The 20815-nt window shown below is 44.2% G+C and carries 13 protein-coding genes; 8 read left to right on the top strand and 5 right to left on the bottom strand.

Annotated features, from left to right (window positions below):
* Positions 1 to 230 precede the first annotated feature (230 nt).
* From L3V36_RS08005 to L3V36_RS07990, 4 genes are all read left to right on the top strand, one after another.
* The gene (locus tag L3V36_RS08005) at positions 231 to 2450 is read left to right on the top strand and encodes an alpha/beta hydrolase-fold protein (RefSeq protein ID WP_102447740.1); all 2220 of its coding nucleotides are present in this window, start codon (positions 231 to 233) and stop codon (positions 2448 to 2450) included.
* Positions 2440 to 3633: an outer membrane protein transport protein gene (locus tag L3V36_RS08000; protein ID WP_102447739.1), complete on the top strand. Its 1194-nt coding sequence runs from the start codon at positions 2440 to 2442 to the stop codon at positions 3631 to 3633. Before L3V36_RS08005 ends, L3V36_RS08000 begins: the two co-directional genes overlap by 11 nt.
* Before the next feature lie 194 nt (positions 3634 to 3827).
* The gene (locus tag L3V36_RS07995; protein ID WP_102447738.1) at positions 3828 to 5180 is read left to right on the top strand and encodes an efflux RND transporter periplasmic adaptor subunit; all 1353 of its coding nucleotides are present in this window, start codon (positions 3828 to 3830) and stop codon (positions 5178 to 5180) included.
* Positions 5167 to 8244, top strand: a complete 3078-nt coding sequence (locus L3V36_RS07990) for an efflux RND transporter permease subunit (RefSeq protein WP_208775336.1) — start codon at positions 5167 to 5169, stop codon at positions 8242 to 8244. The genes L3V36_RS07995 and L3V36_RS07990 overlap by 14 nt, the downstream gene beginning before the upstream one ends.
* A 201-nt stretch (positions 8245 to 8445) precedes the next feature.
* Here L3V36_RS07990 and L3V36_RS07985 read toward each other — a convergent pair whose 3' ends face one another.
* From L3V36_RS07985 to L3V36_RS07970, 4 genes are all read right to left on the bottom strand, one after another.
* The gene (locus tag L3V36_RS07985; protein ID WP_208775338.1) at positions 8446 to 9357 is read right to left on the bottom strand and encodes a 2OG-Fe(II) oxygenase; all 912 of its coding nucleotides are present in this window, start codon (positions 9355 to 9357) and stop codon (positions 8446 to 8448) included.
* A 235-nt stretch (positions 9358 to 9592) separates the two neighbouring features.
* Positions 9593 to 10417, bottom strand: coding sequence for a DUF481 domain-containing protein (locus L3V36_RS07980; protein ID WP_208775351.1), 825 nt, complete (start codon positions 10415 to 10417; stop codon positions 9593 to 9595).
* Positions 10418 to 10596: 179 nt separating this feature from the next.
* Positions 10597 to 11493 carry a hypothetical protein gene (locus L3V36_RS07975; protein WP_102447734.1) on the bottom strand — a complete coding sequence of 299 codons (897 nt, stop codon included), beginning with the start codon at positions 11491 to 11493 and terminating at the stop codon, positions 10597 to 10599.
* A gap of 220 nt (positions 11494 to 11713) precedes the next feature.
* The gene (locus L3V36_RS07970; RefSeq protein ID WP_017076046.1) at positions 11714 to 12430 is read right to left on the bottom strand and encodes a GntR family transcriptional regulator; all 717 of its coding nucleotides are present in this window, start codon (positions 12428 to 12430) and stop codon (positions 11714 to 11716) included.
* 318 nt (positions 12431 to 12748) lie between these two features.
* Here L3V36_RS07970 and mngA point away from each other — a divergent pair, with 318 nt between their 5' ends.
* The 4 genes from mngA to manA all read left to right on the top strand — a co-directional run bounded on the left by mngA (position 12749) and on the right by manA (position 19992).
* Positions 12749 to 14683 carry a PTS 2-O-a-mannosyl-D-glycerate transporter subunit IIABC gene (gene mngA / locus L3V36_RS07965; protein WP_017076045.1) on the top strand — a complete coding sequence of 645 codons (1935 nt, stop codon included), beginning with the start codon at positions 12749 to 12751 and terminating at the stop codon, positions 14681 to 14683.
* 237 nt (positions 14684 to 14920) lie between these two features.
* Positions 14921 to 17590: a mannosylglycerate hydrolase gene (mngB, locus tag L3V36_RS07960; RefSeq protein WP_208775340.1), complete on the top strand. Its 2670-nt coding sequence runs from the start codon at positions 14921 to 14923 to the stop codon at positions 17588 to 17590.
* 45 nt (positions 17591 to 17635) lie between these two features.
* A complete protein-coding gene (locus L3V36_RS07955; protein ID WP_208775341.1) occupies positions 17636 to 18802 on the top strand; it encodes a glycerate kinase in 1167 nt (388 codons plus the stop codon).
* A 2-nt stretch (positions 18803 to 18804) separates the two neighbouring features.
* Positions 18805 to 19992 (top strand): mannose-6-phosphate isomerase, class I, encoded by a 1188-nt coding sequence (gene manA / locus L3V36_RS07950; RefSeq protein ID WP_017093749.1) that lies wholly within the window; start codon positions 18805 to 18807, stop codon positions 19990 to 19992.
* Positions 19993 to 20385: 393 nt separating this feature from the next.
* On the opposite strand, the gene L3V36_RS07945 is transcribed toward manA, so the two are convergent.
* Complete coding sequence (locus tag L3V36_RS07945; protein WP_017090127.1) at positions 20386 to 20676, bottom strand: putative quinol monooxygenase; 291 nt, start codon at positions 20674 to 20676, stop codon at positions 20386 to 20388.
* Between the last annotated feature and the right edge of the window lie 139 nt (positions 20677 to 20815).

Here is a 20815-nt window from a genome sequence, read left to right as displayed (position 1 = left end):
ATTTCCTTATATACCTTTTTGAGGTTGTTTAATGCGGTTTCAGGTGCTTGCCGTTAGTAGCTATTGGATCATTAACGGGTGACGCTGATTTAGTGGGTGTGGGTTAACTGCTCAAATTTCTTACGTAGTTTTATCAACGTGTCATTCCAACTCTGTGTTGCCTTGCTCTCTACGAATAAAAGTCGAGCTTACCTCCGACTCAATCGGCAACTCAAATAACGATAAATCGCATGACCACACCAGTTAAATGCGAAAGCTACGAAGGAGCTGTTTTGAAAGATTTCAATAAGCCATATATATGTGGACTAATTACGCTTGCCTTACTCGGCTGTCAGTCTGAAGACTCGACTCAAGATGCCGTTTCGGTATTGGTTCCCTACAACATTAATGAATTACCAAAACCGAATGATGGTTATGGGTATGACGACGATGGAACAATATCGGGAGTCGGTGAAGACGTTGCCGCAATGTCATCGACCAATGATGCTTATTATCAGGACTACAATAATTCATACGCAGCCCTAGACGGCTGGGGACTTTGTGCAGAACCGATTTTAATTCCACTACAAAGTGTTAATTCTGATAAGCGTTATCCACTCAATAACGAAACCTTAGCCGGGAATGTTGTATTAATTGATGACCTAACAGGTGAGGAAGTTGTCACTCAAATATCAGCTGATGGTTCCAATATTAAAATTCAATGTGAATCAGGCTTAGCTGAGAGTCGTACTTATTCGATTGTAGTAACGGATGGGGTAAAAACTGAATTTAATGAACATTTAAAAGCAGATGCCAGCTTTGATGATTTGATTTATTCAGACGCGCCATTAAATAGCGAAAAAGAAGAAGTTCTTCAAGAGCAAGTATTAAGCGCTATTGATTCATATTATGCGTTATATCCAGATAAGGGTATTCCTGTATATGCAGCACAATTTAAAACTCAGAGTGCTTATTCTCCATTGGATGCGATGAAATACAACCATGAGGCATTTGGAAGCGCTTTTACTGGTCAGTTAAATCCGATTACAGAACGGAAGAAAGATTACGATCTATATACCAAACAACTTAAAATTCCTTCCTATTTACCTTTTACTAAAGCGAGAGAATCAGAGTGTATCATTGATGAATTTGAACCGAAGGAGAATTGCCCGCCACTTTACGAATGGATTACAAACACCGACGGTGGTTTTCCTACAGAAAGAGAACCAACCCCGAAGATAACCGAAGAGTTAGATATAACTGCAGATATTTATGTTCCTAATGGATGGGATAAAAGTAGTCAGTTACCTACAGCTATTTTTATTCATGGTGTTACAGCAGAGCGTGGTACTGCTTCTTTGATGGCTGCGGAATATACGAAAAAAGGCTATGCCGTTGTTGCGATCGATATGCCATATCACGGGGAGCGAATGCGTTATGACTCAAGTCCGGAACACGTGGAAATCAGCGCGAGAGCAAACAAAGCGTTTTTCATCAACATAGATTCGCCTTTAGCACTGCGCTCTAACCTACAGCAATCAGTGTCTGACTTTTTGGGGCTTCGTTACGCGTTGAACCAAGAGCGCTGGGTGAAAAAAGATGATGTTCATTTAATTGGACAATCCCTAGGCGGAATCATGTCGGTGATGGTCAGTGAATTTAGTCAGGTAAGTCCTGATTTCCATACCAACTCTGATTTTGCATTTAATACGGTGAACTTTGTTGTTCCGGGGCAGGGGTTAACCAACTTGGTTCTGTCCTCTCAAACCCTAGGACCTGAAATGTCTGAAGGTGTTAAGAAGTCTCCAGATGTTCAGCGCGGTATTGCTGAAACTGTCATACCAGATACATGTACAGCAGAAGCAACGAATCAACAATGTATTGAAGCACTTAGAGAGTTTGTTGAACTTTCGTCCGATAATGCGCTACTTGTCAGTCAGCTAGAGAATGACATCTTCGATTTGGTTGTTACCGACCTTAAACAAGGGGTCCAAGCAACAATTGATAGTGCTGATCCTGCTAGCTTCATCTCTCGTCAAGTTCAGGCTGAGCAACCGACTCTTTTATTAGCTGCAGTTGGAGATTGCGGCGAAACCTGTGACGTTGGCGTTGATTACGTTCCTGATAGCGTAATTCCTAATACCGCGCCAGATAATATTCGAACTGGCACTGAGCCCTTAATTACGGCCCTTGGTTTAGACCCTATAACGGGTACAAAGCGTGATCAGATCGAACTCGGTGGAGTCATAAGAACGACAACCGGTGGACACGGTACGTATTTGTTTCCTTATGAAGGCCCCGTTGATGAAAATGGCCTACCGGGTATGCCTGGCGAAAATATGTCAGATGTACGTGAAGCCGTGACAACCCAACAATTAGCTGTTGCTTCGATGGTGATGACTGACGGTTCGCTTGTTGTCATTAATAACGAAGACCATATCGAAACAGAGGTGCCTCAAGATGAAGAATAAACTCATATTGGGCACCGCAGCTGCTCTCATTCCATGTTTAACAAACGCCGCAGGATTCCAACTTAACGCACAATCAGCAACGGGTTTAGGCCGTGCATTCGCGGGTGATGCTGTTATGGCCGATAGTGCGGCAATTGTGGCTAAGAACAGCGCTGCGATGGCTTACATAAAGCAACCAACACTCTCTGTCGGCGCTATCTATATCGATAGTGGTATTGATGTGTCGAGTGTTAGCTACACACCAATGATTGGTGATACTGAAATGTTAGATGACCAATCATTGGACGCAGGGACACTAGTCCCAAACATTCATTATGTTCACCCAATTCAAGATTCGAAATTTACCTTGGGCGCAACAGTTCATTCCAATTTCGGTACTGATGTTGAGTTTGACGAGTCGTTCGAAGCGGATGAGTTCGGAGGGAAAACAGCGCTTTCCAGTATCAATGTTGGTTTCGCTGTGGCTTACGAGTTATCTGAAAAAATCAATTTGGGCGCAGGGCTAGATGTTATCTACGGTGAGGGTGAGATATACCGTCAAAACTTGTTAAATGTAGATGCAGACGGTTTCGGTCTGGGTGCAAATGTTGGTGCGACTTACCAAGTCAACGAACATAACAAGTTCGGTATTAGTTACCGTTACAGCCCAGATATCGAAGTGGAAGGTGACATTACCAAAGGCGGTGTCCCTGCCGACAAGATGAACGTACCTCTACCAGACACTCTAGAGTTTTCCGGTTGGCACCAGCTCAACGAACAGTGGGCTTTTCACTACAGCCTGCAGTGGGTGAATTGGTCTGAGTTTGATTCATTAACGTCTGACTCTTATGACGACTCAATTAAAGAGTATCAATGGAAAGATGCAGGACATGTTTCTGTCGGTGGTACATACACCATGTCAAAAGACATCGTTCTACGAGCGGGCTACATGTACGACATTTCCCCGACTGACGAACTCACATCGCTCTCTATTCCTGATGTTAACCGTCACTGGCTTACGGTCGGAGGGACATATAACTTCACCGATGCCAGTTCTGTGGACGTTGGAGTCGGATTTATCATCGGAGAATCACAAGATATTGACGAAAACCTGACGACGATTCCAGGAACGAGTTCCAATATAACTGCTGATGTGACTGCCGATGCTCTCTTGCTTGGTGTTCAATATCAACATCGTTTTTAACTTTTACTTTGGAGTTCAGAACGTAAAAATTTAGGAATCATATAAAAATTGCAGGGCTCGACAGTGAGTTGAGCCCTTTTCTCATTATTAGCTGTTTTAGCATTATTTAAATAGCTGGAAGCTCATTAAGTAAGAAATAGCTGCTTAGAAAAACGTTTTAATTCAGACGAATTCAACGGTTATGGTTATTAAAAATGAAATTTACAAAGCTTAGTAAAACAATCTGTTTGGCACTGTTTGCCTTACATATCTCTCCATCGTTTGCCCAAGACTCAAACTTGATTCCTGTGACTATCGAAAAAGCGCACAAACAAGCATTCACATCTTCAATCAACGAGGTTGGCAAAATCAGGGCAACGGATTCTGCTGCATTGACATTCAGTGCCTCCGACAAAATTCTCAATATCCATTTCAAAGATGGAGATTCAGTTAAAAAAGGCGAGTTGATCGCTCAATTGGACAATACCAAAGCGAAAGCCGATCTAGACAAAGCAAGAAGCTCTCTAGCGCTAGCAAAGTCGAAATTAAAGCGAGTACAAGAATTACTAAAGAAACAGCCCGACTCTATGTCTCAACAAGATGTGGAAGAACTGGGAGAGCAGGCGAATTTAGCTGCGGCTGATTTCCGTCAGAAAGAAGCGCTAATGAATGACTATTTATTGGTTGCGCCATTTGATGGGCAATTAACCAACTTTACCCACTCAGTGGGCAGTAAAATTGATGGCGCAACCGCGTTGGTGAGTTTGATTAAACTCGATCCTGTCGAAGTTCAGTATTCCATTGGCCAGTCGGACTTGGGCAACGCAAAACTTGGACAGAATGTCTCTATCCAAGTTGATGCTTTTGTCGATGAAGCGTTTTCTGGTGTGGTGGATTACATTGCCCCCGCGGTTGATGAGAGCTCAGGTCGCGTAGAAGTACACGCACACGTGACCAATCCAGATCATCGCTTAGTTCCGGGTATGTTTGCCAAAGTAAGCCAAATGACGAGCGAAGACACGACTCAAATGGTGGTTTCCCAAAATTCCGTTCAAGCAAAAAATGCACAACGTTTTGTATGGATTGTGAATGGCGAAAAAATCGAGCAACGCATTGTTGAATTGGGCGTGAACACTAACGATGGGTACGTCGTTGTAGAAAGCGGATTGAAACTGGGTGATCAGGTCGTAGTGACGGGACAACAGAACCTAAAGAAAGCGTCTCTAGTTAAGGTAATGAACCCTAATGCGGAGCAGAAAACGGTTGAGCTAATAACGGAGCCGGTAAACAAAGTGGTCACTAAGCAGACCGTTAAGCCCGAGGTAGAAAAGACCGAAACACAGATTGATGAAGCACATCCGGTTGAGCCTTCGGTTGATTGGACGGAAGCAACAAAAGGTGTAGACGAAGCGGTCAACGAAAATAGCGAGGGTGGGCAAACTAATGCGGCTGCTGAGCAATCATCGAGCGAAATCCAAAGCAAGGAAACTCATAGCAAGGAAACTTTAAGCAAGCAAACCCAACGCAAGGAAGCCGTAACAAAGGAGAATCTGAATGAAGCTTCCTGAGATTTGTATCAAGCACCCTGTGTTTGCGTCTGTTCTGAGTATTACCATTGTTTTGCTTGGGCTTTTGTCGTTTCAAAAGCTCTCAATCCAATACTTTCCTGAACATAAAACACCGTCGGCGACTGTAACCGCGGCGATCAATGGCGCGAGCGCTGAGTTCATGTCGCGCAATGTGGCAGATAAACTGATCACGGCGGCAACAGGCTTAGACAGCGTGAAAACCATGACGACCGACTGTCAGGAAGGAACGTGTAATCTAAAAATCATCTTTGAAGATGACATTAATGACGTCGAATACACCAGCTTAATGAACAACCTGCGCAGCAGTGTCGAAGCGATTGGCGATTTTCCACCAAGTATGACGGATAAGCCAACGGTAACTGATGACTCTTCTGACACCAGTATGCCCAGTAACATCATCACTTTTGTCAATACTGGCAAGATGTCGAAGCAACATATGTACGATTACATTAGCCAACAGGTTGTGCCTCAATTTAAGCATATACAAGGCGTTGGCGGTATTTGGGGACCGTACGGCGGCAGTGAAAAGGCGGTGCGTGTTTGGCTTCAACCCGATCGCATGATGGCGCTTAACATGAGTGCATCGGATGTAGTTGGTACATTAAGCTCATACAACGCGACATTTACCGCGGGTACTATCAAAGGTCAGGTGAGAGATTTCTCTATTAACCCGGTCAACCAAGTGACAAGTGTTGATGATGTGCGAGATTTGGTGATTCGTGTTGATAACGGCAAGATCATTCGTGTCGGCGATATTGCAGAAGTTAAAATGGGAGAAGAAAGCTTAACCCCGAGTATTCTTCGAGTCGATGACAACTTAGCAATGTCGATTCAGGTACTGCCACTGAAAAGTGAAAACCCAGTGACTGTTGCCAATAAGGTTAAGAAGCAAATAGATGTGATTCAGCCTCAGTTGCCAGAAGGCATTGAGATGAAGATGGTCTACAACCAAGCTGATTTCATTAAAACCGCAATTGACGAAGGTTTCATGACTTTGGTTGAGGCGATTGTTCTTGTTTCAGCCGTTGTCGTGTTGTTCCTTGGTTCAGTTCGTGTGGCGTCTATTCCTATTATCACGATCCCAGTCTGTGTGATTGGTGTGTTTGCAGTTATGCATGTGCTCGGGTTTAGTATCAACGTGCTGACTATCTTGGCCATCATTCTTGCGATTGGTTTGGTCGTCGATGATGCCATTGTTGTGGCTGAAAACTGTTACCGACATATCGAAGAGGGCGAAACCCCTTTTAATGCGGCAATCAAAGGGTGCCGAGAGATTGTCTTTCCTGTGATAGCGATGACGCTGACTTTAGCGGTCGTGTATCTCCCTATTGGTTTGATGTCGGGCTTAACCGCCGACCTATTTAGACAATTTGCTTTCACGTTAGCTGCAGCAGTGATCATCTCTGGGTTTGTGGCTCTAACGCTCTCACCCATGATGTGTGCTTACTTAATTAAGCCAGTTACAAAGCCGGCAAGGTGGTACAAAAAAGTTGATGCGAAGCTGAATGTTCTGTCTGACTTGTACACCAAGGAGCTTAGCAAATGGTTTGAGCGTAAAACACTGATGAGTGGTATTGCTTTGGCATTGATTGCTCTATCTGCTTTGGCGGTTTGGACAATGCCTCAAGTGCTACTTCCAACCGAAGACACTGGTTTTGTTGAGGTCACTTCAACGCCTCCTACAGGAGTCGGACGTCAGTATCACCTAGACAACAACGAGCAACTTAACAGTGTGTTCAAAGGTGATCGTTCGGTAGAGGCAAACTTGTCTTACATCGAAGGGACCCCGACTAATCACGTTTTATTGAAATCATGGGGCGAACGTGACCAGTCAGCTGATGAACTGGTAAACGAGTTTATCGCCAAAGCGAAAAGTTCGGTCTCTGCTTATGGCATGTCTTTCAAGGTTCGCTCGGCGGATAACTTAAGCATAGCGACCAATATGATCCTTGAGCTGACGACGGTTAACCGCGACACCTCGGTGCTGTCTGAAACCGCAAGTGAGGTCGTTGAGGCGCTTGAGGGTTATGAGGGCGTGACCAACATTAATAATTCGATGTTACGCGACCAATTACGTTATGACTTGTCGATTGACCGTAATGCGATTGTGTTGTCTGGTGTTGATTACAGTAACGTAACCAACGCGTTATCGACCTTCCTTGGTTCTGTGAAAGCGGCAGATTTGCAAGCCGATGACGGTTATACATACCCCATTCAAGTTCAAGTTAACCGAAAGGATCTCGGCGACTTTAAGGTTCTCGATAAGCTGTATGTGGATTCACAGTCGGGGCAAAGGCTTCCTTTGTCTCAGTTTGTATCAATCAAACAAGTGACATCGGAATCTAACTTTAAGACGTTCATGGGTAAAGACAGCGCTGAAATTACCGCAGATTTGATGCCCGGATACACGGCGAGTGATGTGAAAGCCTACATTGATGATACGGTTCCAAGCTTATTGAAACCGGCGCAGAGCTACGAATTCAATGGAATTGTTAAAGACTTAGTTGATTCAACAGCAGGAGCACAAGTGCTGTTCGTATTAGCATTGATTTTTATTTTCCTGATCTTGGCCGCGCAGTTTGAAAGCTTTGTCGACCCAATGATCATCTTGCTGACGGTGCCATTGTGTATCGTGGGTGCGATTTTGACACTGTCGGTATTTGGTCAAAGTCTCAATATTTATTCGAAGATCGGGCTACTGACATTGGTTGGCCTAGTGACCAAACACGGTATTTTGCTGGTGGAGTTTGCCAACGAGAAACGCAAATCTGGCACGAGTGCAAAAGAAGCGGCGATCAGCAGTGCACGTTCAAGGCTGCGTCCTATCTTGATGACCTCACTGACGATGATCCTTGGTTCATTGCCATTGGCATTAGCAGATGGGCCGGGTTCATTAGGTCGAATCAATATTGGTTTGGTGTTGGTCGGAGGTTTGACTGCCGGAACGTTCTTCTCACTGTTCTTAGTGCCAGTGGCTTACGTTGGTATGGCGAATCTAAAACAGATGGACATACTGACTCGGTTGAGAACGAAATCCGCCTAACTCGCAATATAGGCTGACGAATCAATTGAAGTGAAAACTAAAACGCGCCTACCATGACCATGGTGGGCGCGTTTGTATTTATTCTCTCAATTGCCATGAAAGGCTAAGAGAGTTTGTATCATTTAACATGGTACAAACTGTCCAGAACGGTGCGAAACTGTTTAGAGCGGTACGAAACTATCTAGAACGATACAAAACAGTCTAGAACGGTACAAAATTGTCATGTACCACGGTTGGTACCGTCCAACGTTGATACGCATCTATAGGCTCTGGTAGCGAATTGTGGTGTGGTATTTGTCCACGGTCGCCATACAACCACAATATCAAGTTCGAACGTTCACCACTTGTTATCGGCAGCGCCGCATGTGCGACGTTTCCTCGATGAATCATAGCGACACCGGGCGTGAATGTTGTTTGGTTCATCTTACCCGTAGTAAGGTCATAAAAGTTAAGTTCTGACCCTGAAAACTCTTCATCTGGCATATTTACGTTAATGTTGAGCGTGACAGAAGACGCATCAGTATGAAGGCGCAAAGACGTATCTTTGTTCGCTTGATACTGAATTGAGAATCCAAAAGTTTGTGTATCGTATCCCATGATTTCTGGGAACAATAAACGGGCGATAGGGCGCATGTAACTGTCGAGCAAATCACGGTAAAACGCTTGGAAACTTGGCGCTGCTAAATAACCTTCAGAACGGCTGTCTAACATTGCTCCACCGCGGTTAAGTACTATGCCATATGGTGGGCGCAGCGGAATTTGAGCGTTAGAAACCGCTTCCAAGTAATCACGCAACTCGGCGAGACGTTCAGCATCAAAGAACTGAAACTTAAATACTCCAGGAGAGATTTCTTCGAGCAAGTCTTTTACCGCGATTTCTTTCGTTGGATTTTGCCAAGCTTCTCTGACAGCTTCACGCAGGCGGGCATCCAACAGCGAATCATCGAAATCCAATTGGCTGCCTTCCGCACTTGCTTCCCATTCTTTCCAAGCTTCGCTGAACAAGCCCTTATTGTTGTCCCAAAACTGTTGTACAGAAGGAGCTCGTTGAAGCATCGCTTCTCGTGTCGGTAAATCGATGGCGCGTGCGCGCTCTAGTTGATTGGATAACATAATGTGTTCGCTCCTTTTGTTTGCTTGCGACCAATCTATTACACCAAGGTTTGTAGATAAACGGGGCACTGGGCAAAACAGAATTAACTTTTTCTATATAATCAAATAGTGGCTTAACGGTTCTGCTTAAGTAAATAAGCGGCAGGAGTAGTTAATGATGAACAAATTACGGAGTAATGGAGAAGCTTAGACGATCATGCAAATCCTTTTGCATGATCGATGGGGGAAGTGTTATTTAGAAATCGTAGTTTAGGTTCATTGAGCTGTAGATTTCGGCGTTACTTTGGTCTGACGCAACCGTAGTATTGTAAATGTATTCGGTATCAAACGTGAGTGCCAAATTGCCCATCAGAATGTTCTTCAAATAGCCCTTTAGGTTGTAGTTGGTATTCTCTTCACCGTAAGCCATGTTAGCCGTTGCCCCCATAGAAAACGTTTCTGTTAGGGTTAATGATCCATCAATATTGGCATTGACGATCAGTTCATAGTTCTCTTTGTTTGGAAACTCTTCATCAGAAGACTGTCGCTTACTGATTCGGTAACCCGGACCGGCAGATCCTTGGAGTTTGATTCTTTCAGTATCATAAAAGTGGCGACCCAGACCTGTAGCCGTTATGAATTGCTTACGATAAGTACCAAAGTGGTCGTGTTCAAAACGTGTTGTGGCGACCAAATAGGTGACTTCGTTCAGGTCATAGCTAATGCCATAGTTGGTGGTATAGCGATTGGTGCCGTCTTCATCGTTTTCAGCATCGGTATAGTAGGTATCAAATTGAACTCGTTGGCCCCAGTTCTCTTTTTTGTATCCAACAGAGATTCCAGAGTTGATCGACAAAGATGAGCTTGTGTTTTGTGAGTAGATAAATCCGAGCTTAGTCAGGGTCGTAAAAGGCGACTCGTCTTCTTGTTCCGATTCCGACTTTTCTGCCAATATCGCTTCGTCTAGGAAGGCTTGCTCTTCTGTAAGCTCGTGTGGTTCTGTAAGCACAGGTTCTTCAATTGAAGCTGCTTCTTCCTTCAGTACCGTTTCTTCAGCGGATACCTGCACAGACAGAACCATCGCGACTAAAGGTAACGGGTTGCAATATCGTTTGTATAGAGCGGTCTTTCTTAATGGATGTGTTGTTTTTGAAATAGCGTTTGTCGACATAATTGTTAAGTATATAAAGTGATGTAACACGACCAACCAAAGGTTAGTCGTGATGAGTAGTCAATGATTTAACCGAAAGATCGAGTGAGTTACGACGCGATAGGCAAAGGGGAGAAGATGGGTTTAATCGCAGAAAATCCGTTGCCTCGATGAGGGTTGAAATCTTCAATATGTACAAAGAATTCAAGAATCTCAGAGGGCTTGTCATCTTCAATCAATAAGAATTCCAGTAATCCTTTTTCGATATGACACGAAAGAATAGTTTCGTTGGAATGTTCTGCTGAAACTTGTTCAACATTGATCACGACGCTTGTCTCGGGTAAGACATTGAAAGAGTCCAGCGCACATTTAAGAATACAGCTGCACACGTACTCACGATATAAGGCGTTACTTTCAGAAAGGGATAGGGTCTCTAACTTTACTTCGCCTTGGCACAACACCTTTTTCTCTCTAGGGATGACGTTGTGCTTATTAACCTGAATGTTGACTTCTAAGAGGTGACCATTCTTGTAGGTATTAAAGTTGTGGTTTATCAGCTTGGTGTCGACCACTGCGGCGTTCATTGGGTTCTGCTGAGCTTCAGAAAGGGCAGACAGCTTTGCTTGGCTATCGTTATTTAAAACGCCTTTCGATAATTGATTGCCTTTTGCCCAGTAGTTGTAGTTCTGAACCCAATGTACAAATTCAGTTTTGTATTGTTCGATGTCTTTTTCTGCTGCTCGCTCAATATTCGTGGTGAGGGTGTGCAACTTAGATTTGTTACCCAACAGCATATCCAGCCAGTATGGTTTGTATTCATCAAGCGTTTCCATGGCTTTGACTTTATGGTCGAAGCGAACTGTTGGCATTGTCGGCGCGGGTTCCATGGCAATAGATTCCCAGTTTACTTTTGGTGTCGGAAGGGTATGGACTGATTGGATTAAGTGCAGATGCTGGTTGAACAAAGTCACCTCATTTACCGCGCTCTCGAGTTGTTTAGTATTCATCTACATTCCTGTGACTGTTGTTTTTGTAATTCGGCGTTTATTTTATGGCCAAATGACACTCGGAATATTTCAATGAATGTGAATGATCTTTCGTGAGGTTGTTTGATATTGGTTTAGGAATATTTGTAGTGGTAGCGTTGGGGGTATCGGTTAGGGGAATGAGGGTTTTCACAGAGGACGGGCGTCCTCTGTGTTAGTCATAGCGTTACTTGATTGAGTTTTATCTTTGCCGTCTTGCGACCAAAGTGAATCGGTAATCGTTTGATGTGAAGTAGTTTCGGCTGTATTCAAATACCGTGTTATTGGCAAGGTAACCACGAGTGCGCTTTTCAATAATCGGTTGAGCTGGGTCGATATCTAATTGTTTAGCCACGTCTTCAGGTGGAAGAATCGGAACCAGTTCTTGCTCACTTCTATCAATCACCATGCCTTTGGTGTTTTCAATAAAGTCGTATTTTGATGTTTGCATTACTTGATAGGTAAGATCCGGGAATAGGGCAACCGGCAACCAAGTTTCTTCAACCGTAATTGGGCTGTTGTCTATGAAACGGACACGCTTTACGTAGAAAACCAATTCGCCTTCTTTGATATCTAGATGTTCAGACATTGCCAAAGAGCAAGGTTTCATTTCAAAGGCCAAAACCTCACTGTGCGTTACCACATCCAAATGCGCCCACTTTTCTTGAAAGCTAGACTGCTTATAGATGTCGTAATTGATTTTGTTCTCTTTCACGTAAGTGCCGCTGCCTTGAACGCTTTCAAGCTCATCATTTTCGATTAATAGCTTAAGTGCTTGTCTTACGGTGACACGGCTTACAGAAAAGACTTCACGCAACTGAGCTTCTGTCGGGAGTGCTTCGCCAACTTTATATTCACCTAAGCTGATCTTTTCTCTTATTGCATCTGCGATTTGGCGATACATCGGGAGTCTTGCCATTTTTGCCTCATTTGTACGCTAGAACAACTAGACTTTGTTTAAGAACCTGTACCTTAAACGCGTAGATTTGCTCTATATAATCCTAATTCAAAAGGTTAGAGTGAGCATCGTATCGGTATCTTGTAGTATATATAATACAAATTAAATGATACATAACAAGCTTTCTTAAAGGATTTACCAATACCATTTAAATACAAATTAGATACAAATATGTATTGATGAGATCGTGATCACGGATTAAATGTCTTGAAGTTGTATTATTCATGACGTCGACAGGGACGACTGTCGTACTAATCCGTGACTATGGGACAAAAGGTTATGAAACTTACTACTCTAACTAATAAGTCGCTCGTAAATCTGCAAACTACGTTTAGCAGTCGAGAAGAAGCGATTTACGCACTTGCTGACCAACTGGATCAGCAAGGCAAACTGCATAACAAGCAAGAGTATCTTGATGCAGTATTTGCTCGTGAAGAGCAAGGCCCGACAGCGCTTGGCGAAGGCCTAGCAGTACCGCATGGCAAGACTGACGCGGTTAAAGAAGCTGGCTTCGCTGTAGCAACGCTTAAAGAAGACATGAAATGGAAAGGCTTGGATGAAGACGAAGATGTAAATCTTATCTTCCTAATTGCCATTCCAAATGCAGAAGCGGGTTCTACCCACATGCATCTGCTTACTGCATTGACAACCACACTGGTTGATGACGATGTGCGTGAAGCCGTATTAAAAGCGACCACAGCCGATGAAATTTTTGCGCTGCTTGATGGCGACAACCAGCAAGAAGGTAAACAAGACAAATTAGATACAAATGCACCGACAATTGTATGTGTTACTGCTTGCCCTGCAGGCATCGCTCATACCTATATGGCAGCAGAGTACCTAGAAAAAGCAGGAAAAAAGCTTGGTTACAACGTGCATGTTGAAAAGCAGGGCGCAAACGGTATTGAAGATCGCTTAACAGCTGAACAATTAAACAATGCAGTAGCGTGTGTCTTTGCTGCTGAAGTTGCGATTAAAGAAGTTGAGCGTTTCAACGGAATACCTCGTGTAGAAACACCCGTAGCGAAGCCTATCAAGCACGCTGAGAGCATTCTAAATGAAGCGGTTGAAGAATCGAAAAAAGGTAACGGTGCCGAACGCAAAGTTGCTACTGACGACAAGCCAAAGAAACTGCCACTGAAAACTGAGCTAAAACAAGCTCTACTTTCTGGTATTTCTTATGCCGTTCCTCTAATTGTTGCTGGTGGCACTGTTCTAGCGGTCGCTGTTCTTATCGCGCAAATTTTTGACCTGCAAGAGCTCTACGCAACAAAAGATTCTTGGTTATGGATGTATCGCAAACTAGGTGGCGGCCTACTGGGTACATTAATGGTTCCCGTTCTGGCAGCTTACACAGCCTACTCATTAGCAGACAAACCGGCACTTGGCCCTGGCTTTGCCGCGGGTATTGCAGCGAACATTATTGGCTCTGGTTTCCTTGGCGGTGTTGTTGGTGGTTTGATTGCGGGCTATGTGATGCGTTGGGTCAAAGAGCATGTTCGATTAGGCCCTGCGTTTAACGGCTTCCTAACTTTCTACCTTTATCCTGTGATCGGTACTTTGGTGGCAGGTAGCTTGATGCTATTTGTTATCGGTAAACCTGTAGCGTTCCTAAACCAAGGTCTAACGGACTGGTTGAACGGTATGTCAGGCACCAATGCATTGTTATTGGGTGCGATTCTTGGTCTGTTTGTATCATTCGATTTGGGTGGTCCGGTAAACAAAGCCGCTTACGCATTCTGTTTAGGTGCAATGGCGAACGGTGTTTATGGCCCTTACGCAATCTTTGGTTCAGTAAAAATGGTATCGGCGTTCACTGTAACGGCTTCAACCATGATCGCTCCACGTCTATTCAAAGACTTTGAGATTGAAACGGGTAAATCAACGTGGCTTCTTGGCCTAGCGGGTATTACCGAAGGTGCAATTCCAATGGCGATTGAAGATCCAATCCGTGTAATCGGCTCATTCTTACTCGGTTCTGTCGTTACAGGTGCAATGGTTGGCGCGGCAGGTATTGGTCTATCGACTCCGGGTGCAGGTATCTTCTCTATCTTCTTGTTACATGATTCAGGTCTAGGCGCATTCTCTGCTGCTGCAATCTGGTTCGGTGCTGCGATTGTCGGCACAGTGATTTCAACCGTTACCCTTCTGATGTGGCGTGGTCACGCCGTAAAAAAGGGTAAATTTGAAGCAAGTACTGCAACACAGAACTAACTGAATTTTGAGCTCACTTCTAGCTCGTAATTAAAACACCATATAAAAAGTAACGAACAACTTGGCTGTCCTAAATACCTGTGCTCCTAGCGGTTTTATTCACACAGATTCTGGGCGTGGTTTTCTGCACCCTAAATTTAGTGGCAGCCAATTTTAACCCCTTGAAAAAATTTAATTTAGTCGTATTTGAGTTCGAACTTTAGTTTTACTCGAAGCGATACATTTAGGTAAATGATTATGACTACATCACGCGTACACATTACTCCTCACATGCACTGGGATCGTGAATGGTATTTCACAACAGAAGAATCTCGCATTCTTCTTGTGAACAACATGGAAGAAATCATGAACCGTCTGGAGAGCGATCCAGAATACAAATACTACGTTCTAGATGGTCAAACAGCCGTTCTAGAAGACTACTTCGCAATCAAACCAGAAAATACAGAACGCGTAAAAGCATTGGTTGAAGCGGGCAAGCTAATTATTGGCCCTTGGTATTCTCAAACCGACACAATGCAAGTTTCTGGTGAGTCAATTGTACGTAACATGATGTATGGCATTCGTGACTGCATGAAGTTTGGCGATGCAATGAAGATTGGTTACCTACCAGATTCATTCAGCATGAGCTCACAGCTGCCAATGATCTACAACGGATTCGACATCACGCGTGCAATGTTCTGGCGTGGTTGTTCAGAGCGTCACGGCACCAACAAAACAGAATTCTTATGGCAGTCAAATGACGGCAGTGAAGTAACCGCACAAGTGCTCCCTCTGGGTTACGCGATTGGTAAATACCTTCCGCAAGATGAAGAAGGTTTGCGTGCTCGTTTAGATAAGTACTTCCCAGTGCTAGAAAAACCATCGGTAACGAAAGACATCTTGTTGCCGAATGGTCACGATCAAATGCCTATTCAGAAAGATATCTTTGAAGTAATGGACAAGCTTCGCGAAATCTACCCAGATCGCGAATTCTCAATGAGTCGCTTTGAAGAAGTATTCGAAAAAGTAGAAGCAGCGCGCGATCAACTCGACACAATCAAAGGCGAGTTCAACGACGGTAAATACATGCGTGTTCACCGTACGATCTCTTCGACGCGTATGGACATCAAACTGATCCACGCAGAAATCGAAAACAAGATTGTAAATATTCTAGAGCCTCTAGCGTCTATCGCTTGGACATTAGGCTTTGAATACCACCATGGTTTGATTGAGAAAATGTGGAAAGAGAGCATGAAGAACCACGCTCATGACTCGATTGGTTGTTGCTGTTCAGACAAGGTACACGCAGAAATTCTAAACCGTTACATCCTTGCGGACGACATGGCGACAAACCTAATCCACTTCTACAAGCGTAAGATTGTCGACCACATGCCGGATCGCGAAGGTTGCGACAAACTGGCGATGTTTAACCTCTCTCCGTACGAGCGTGAAGAAGTGGTGAACACAACCATCACTATCCGTGCTCAAAAATTTTCTATCTTTGATGAAAACGAAAACCCAGTTGAGTACTTCATTCAAGACAAGCGCCAAATTGACCCAGGTAAAGTAGACCGTCAAATCGTTCACTACGGTAACTACGACCCGTTCATGGAGTTTGATATTCAAATCAAACGCACTGTACCAGCAATGGGCTTCACCACGTTACACATTCAAGGTAATGAGAAGGGCGCAGTAAAAGTTGCTGAGCAGAAGGACTACCTATTAGAAAACGAATACTACCGAATCAATGTAAACGACAACGGTACTCTGACTATTTTCGATAAAGAGACAGAGCAAGTATTCGACCAAGTGCTTCGTTTAGAAGACGGTTCTGATGACGGCGATGAGTACGATTACTCTCCATCTCGTCAAGAATGGTTACTGTATTCAGACGAATTCCCAGTGGAAACATCGATTGACCACCAAGGCTTCCAATCGGTTGCGAACATCGCTTTCCGCATGAACGTGCCAGCAAACCTTGCAGAGCGTGAAGAACGCACTGGTCAAAACGGTTTTGTTGAAGCGCAATGCCAAGTGGTGTTGAAGCAAGGCTCCCGCCGCATTGAAGTACGCATGGAATTAGACAACCAAGCAGACGACCACCGTGTACGTGTGCTAGTACCAACACCATTTGTATCTGAAACTGTGGTTGCTGATAACCAGTTCGGTTGCATTACTCGACCAACCAATGACCCAGCAATGGCGGTTTGGGAGGAAGAGAAGTGGAAAGAAGCGCCAGTTCCTGTGTATCAGTTAATGAACTTTGCTGCGCTAGAAAACGGCAAAGCGGGTATGGCTATTATGTCGAATGGTCTGCGTGAATTTGAAGTGATTGCATCTAAAGGTGACGAAAATAGAGATACCTTCGCACTGACACTATTCCGCGGTATCGGCGTGTTAGGCAAAGAAGAGCTATTGCTTCGTCCGGGTCGTCCTTCAGGTATCAAGATCCCGACCCCTGATTCACAAGTGCGCGGCAAGCTAGTGTGTGAATTCACGCTGTGTGGTTTCTCTGGTAACCACATTGACGCAAACGTCATGGCGCAAGCACGTGACAATGTCACTCAAATCGAATGCTACAACAAGATCCCTTACAACGCGATGAAGCTAAACGTGGGTGAGCAGAACCTTCCAATGAGCTTCAGCTTGCTATCGAAGCAACAGGCAGGTGCGGTACTAAGCGTACTTAAGAAAGCGGAAGACGAAGATGCACTGATCATGCGTGTCTACAACCCAGCAGAAACAGGTTCAGTGTCAGATTCAATCTCTTTCACTCAAGCGGTTTCAAGCTGGAAAGAGACAAGCATGGACGAGCGAGTTCGTGAAAGTGATGTGGCAATTGAAACCTTTGGTGACTTGTCTTTTGGCGACTTATCTTTTGGTGAATTGGCATCTTGCCAAGCAAAAACATTCCAAATCAAATTCTAATTTTAATCACCCGCTCACCTTGGTGGGCGGGAATGGTGAACGACAATGAAAATTGTAATTGCCCCTGATTCATTTAAAGAATCACTCGACGCTCATCAAGTTGCGTCTTGTATTGAGCGTGGATTTGCTGACGTTTTTCCTCACGCAGAGTTTGTGAAAATGCCACTCGCCGATGGCGGAGAGGGCACAGTAGACGTGTTGCTAGAGGCGCTCAATGGTAAGAAACAACAGCTGCAAACGACGGACCCAATCGGACGTGAATGTACGGCTTATTGGGCATCGTTAGAGCAGACTTTTGATGGAATTAAGGTGAAAACTGCCTTGTTGGAATTTGCTCAAGCGTCGGGCTTAGACCTATTAACCGTAGAAGAAAGATCACCTCTAACTGCATCGTCTTACGGTACTGGGTTGCTGATTAAAGATGCGTTAGACCAAGGCGTTGAACAAATCATTATCGGCTTGGGCGGTAGCGCAACCAATGATGCAGGTGCTGGCATTTTACAAGCGTTGGGAGGCAAGTTACTAGACAAGCAAAGCAACGAGTTATCTGGTGGCGGCGCCGAATTAAGTCAGCTAGCAAACATCGATCTTGATGGGCTACATCCGAGATGCAAAGAAGTCACGTTCGTGGTCGCGTGTGATGTGAATAATCCATTGTGTGGCGAAAGCGGAGCAAGTGCCGTGTTTGGTCCTCAGAAAGGGGCTTCACAAACTCAAGTTCAACAACTTGATGCTGCTATTGGGCACTTTGCCGATATCGCTCAAGCCCATACAGGCGTTAATCATCGCGACAGCAAGGGTTTTGGTGCTGCTGGTGGCACACCCCTAGGGTTAAGCCTGGCATTCAATATCCAAATTAAAGCGGGTATTGAGATGGTACTCGACGCTTTAGATGCGGATAAGGTGCTTGAAGGCGCTTCACTGGTCGTGACCGGAGAAGGACAGATGGATAACCAAACCTTGCAAGGTAAAACACCTTTCGGTATCGCTCAGCGAGCTCAAAAGCTGAATATTCCAGCGATAGGAATTGCGGGCTCTTTGGGGCAAGACGTTGAAAAGCTTTACGGTTCAATGTCTAGCTTATTTGGAACTGTACGTTCATCTCAGTCTTTAGACCAAGTTTTATCAGAAGCGAATCAAAACCTGACTCGCACTGCCCGTAATATCGCCGCCACGCTCAAGCTTGGCAGCCAGATTTTTAATGAGAAGTAATTATGTCTCTATTTAAACTCGACAATGTTATTCAAAACTACGCATGGGGAAGCAAAGACTCCATCAACCAACTGTTTGGTATTGTGAACCCAAACCAAGAACCTCAAGCAGAAATTTGGATGGGCGCTCATCCTAATGGTTGCTCAAAAGTAGGCGATACCGGTGAGCCGCTTTCTCACATGATTGATGAAAATAGAATCGATGTCTTAGGTGGGTACACGGCGGCACGTTTCGGTGAACTACCTTTCTTATTTAAGGTATTAGCAGCTGAAACACCGTTGTCGATTCAGGTTCATCCGAATAAGCGTAAATCTGAATTAGGTTTTGAGCGAGAGAATGCACTTGGCATCCCTTTGAATGCGTCAAATCGTAATTACAAAGATCCAAACCACAAGCCTGAGTTGGTTTATGCGTTGACCTTCTACAAAGCGATGAATGGCTTTCGTCCAATCGACGATATTATTGCCTTGTTCGAAGAAGCAGATATTCCTTCGTTAGCGATTGAGCGTAATGTACTAAAAGCCAATGCCGACAGTGATTCTTTGAAGTCTTTCTTTAGCGCAATTATGTCTCTTAAAGGTGACCGTAAAGCCTCTGCGCTTAATGAGCTTTATGCCGCGCATGCGCGACCAGCCAAAACGGCCATGGGGCGTGAAGCTCTGCAATACAGCATTGAATTCAAACAGCACTATCCGGGTGATATTGGTTTGTTTGCACCATTGATGCTCAACACGGTTGAACTGGCGCCCGGTGAAGCGATGTTCCTGTTCGCAGAAACACCTCACGCTTATGTTCAAGGCACAGGCTTGGAGATCATGGCAAACTCAGACAATGTGCTGCGTGCCGGTCTCACACCCAAATACATAGACGTTCGGGAGCTTATCGACAACACGATCTTTGAGCCGATTAAGCCAGAAGATATTCGCCTTAAGCCTGTATTGAAAGAGGGTAAGATGAGCTATCCGATTCCAGTGGATGACTTTGGCTTTGATATCTTGTCTGCGACTGATGAGAGCAAGTCACAGTATTTACGTAGCGCGGAGATCTTGTTCTGTGTGGAAGGAGAGGCGACCGTCACTTCAGAAGGACGGTCAGTTTCTCTTAAGCCCGGAGAATCGGTCTTTGTAAGCAGTAATTCAAGTGTTTACCAATATCAAGGGAATGGCATTTTGGCTCGTGCTTTTAACTAGTGCCCCCGTGCTAGCGATCAGCAAAAGAAATGTCAGAGTGCCACTGTAAAGAGGCACTCAATATTGGATTGATGGTTGTTATACCAATCACAGTAAGTAAGTGATCAGAAATAGCGCAGGAAAAAGACTTGAGAACAAGGCAGAATTTTTCGATAAGTAGTTATTCTACAATCAAAAATTCTAACGCAGTTATCAAGTTTTTGAACCAGCTAGGCTGACAGTTATTTACTACGATTGGTATTATCTAATTGTCTTTGACAGTCATGATTATTGACCATACCCGCTACTCTGGCGGGTTTTTTCATTATTAGAATGAGCAGATATAAGCGTGTAGAAACGAAAAACCCTGCGATCAGAGCAGGGTTTTCTATTGAATCAGTACTGAGTGATTGGTTAGGCAATGTGCGTCATTTTATTAAGCACAAAGGTTTCGATACAATCTTCAGTCGCAGCCATGTACTCGGCGATGTGTTGGCTCGCTAAGTGCTTCTCGAGATGAGTTTCAGACTCCCAGTTCTCATGAAAAACGAAGTGAGCAGGGTTACTGTTATCTTGGTGCAGATCGTAATTTATACAACCATCTTCAACACGGGTTTTATCGATCAATTTAATCATCTCAGCTTTTACAAGCTCAGTTTTGTCTTCTTTAGAGACGATTGTTGCAATAATCGTTAGCTTGCCCATTCTTTATTCCTCGATGTTCCATTCAATAAGTGCAAGTAATATAAGTATAAATTCAGACTGAAAAAAGAGTTCTGGGATCCAATAACTATGGGATTTTGTGTCCATAACCTCAGTAAGTTATCGGAGTGATATATTAAAA

The organism is Vibrio sp. G-C-1, from assembly GCF_021728015.1.
Taxonomy (GTDB): Bacteria; Pseudomonadota; Gammaproteobacteria; order Enterobacterales; family Vibrionaceae; genus Vibrio; species Vibrio splendidus.
The sequence above is the reverse complement of the archived record's forward strand: the minus strand, read 5'-3'. Positions and strand labels throughout refer to the sequence as shown.

Coding starts and splice junctions, on each gene's coding strand:
- L3V36_RS08005 (WP_102447740.1), top strand. CDS start 231: ATGACCACACCAGTTAAATGCGAAAGCTACGAAGGAGCTGTTTTGAAA.
- L3V36_RS08000 (WP_102447739.1), top strand. CDS start 2,440: ATGAAGAATAAACTCATATTGGGCACCGCAGCTGCTCTCATTCCATGT.
- L3V36_RS07995 (WP_102447738.1), top strand. CDS start 3,828: ATGAAATTTACAAAGCTTAGTAAAACAATCTGTTTGGCACTGTTTGCC.
- L3V36_RS07990 (WP_208775336.1), top strand. CDS start 5,167: ATGAAGCTTCCTGAGATTTGTATCAAGCACCCTGTGTTTGCGTCTGTT.
- L3V36_RS07985 (WP_208775338.1), bottom strand. CDS start 9,357: ATGTTATCCAATCAACTAGAGCGCGCACGCGCCATCGATTTACCGACA.
- L3V36_RS07980 (WP_208775351.1), bottom strand. CDS start 10,417: ATGGTTCTGTCTGTGCAGGTATCCGCTGAAGAAACGGTACTGAAGGAA.
- L3V36_RS07975 (WP_102447734.1), bottom strand. CDS start 11,493: ATGAATACTAAACAACTCGAGAGCGCGGTAAATGAGGTGACTTTGTTC.
- L3V36_RS07970 (WP_017076046.1), bottom strand. CDS start 12,430: ATGGCAAGACTCCCGATGTATCGCCAAATCGCAGATGCAATAAGAGAA.
- mngA (WP_017076045.1), top strand. CDS start 12,749: ATGAAACTTACTACTCTAACTAATAAGTCGCTCGTAAATCTGCAAACT.
- mngB (WP_208775340.1), top strand. CDS start 14,921: ATGACTACATCACGCGTACACATTACTCCTCACATGCACTGGGATCGT.
- L3V36_RS07955 (WP_208775341.1), top strand. CDS start 17,636: ATGAAAATTGTAATTGCCCCTGATTCATTTAAAGAATCACTCGACGCT.
- manA (WP_017093749.1), top strand. CDS start 18,805: ATGTCTCTATTTAAACTCGACAATGTTATTCAAAACTACGCATGGGGA.
- L3V36_RS07945 (WP_017090127.1), bottom strand. CDS start 20,676: ATGGGCAAGCTAACGATTATTGCAACAATCGTCTCTAAAGAAGACAAA.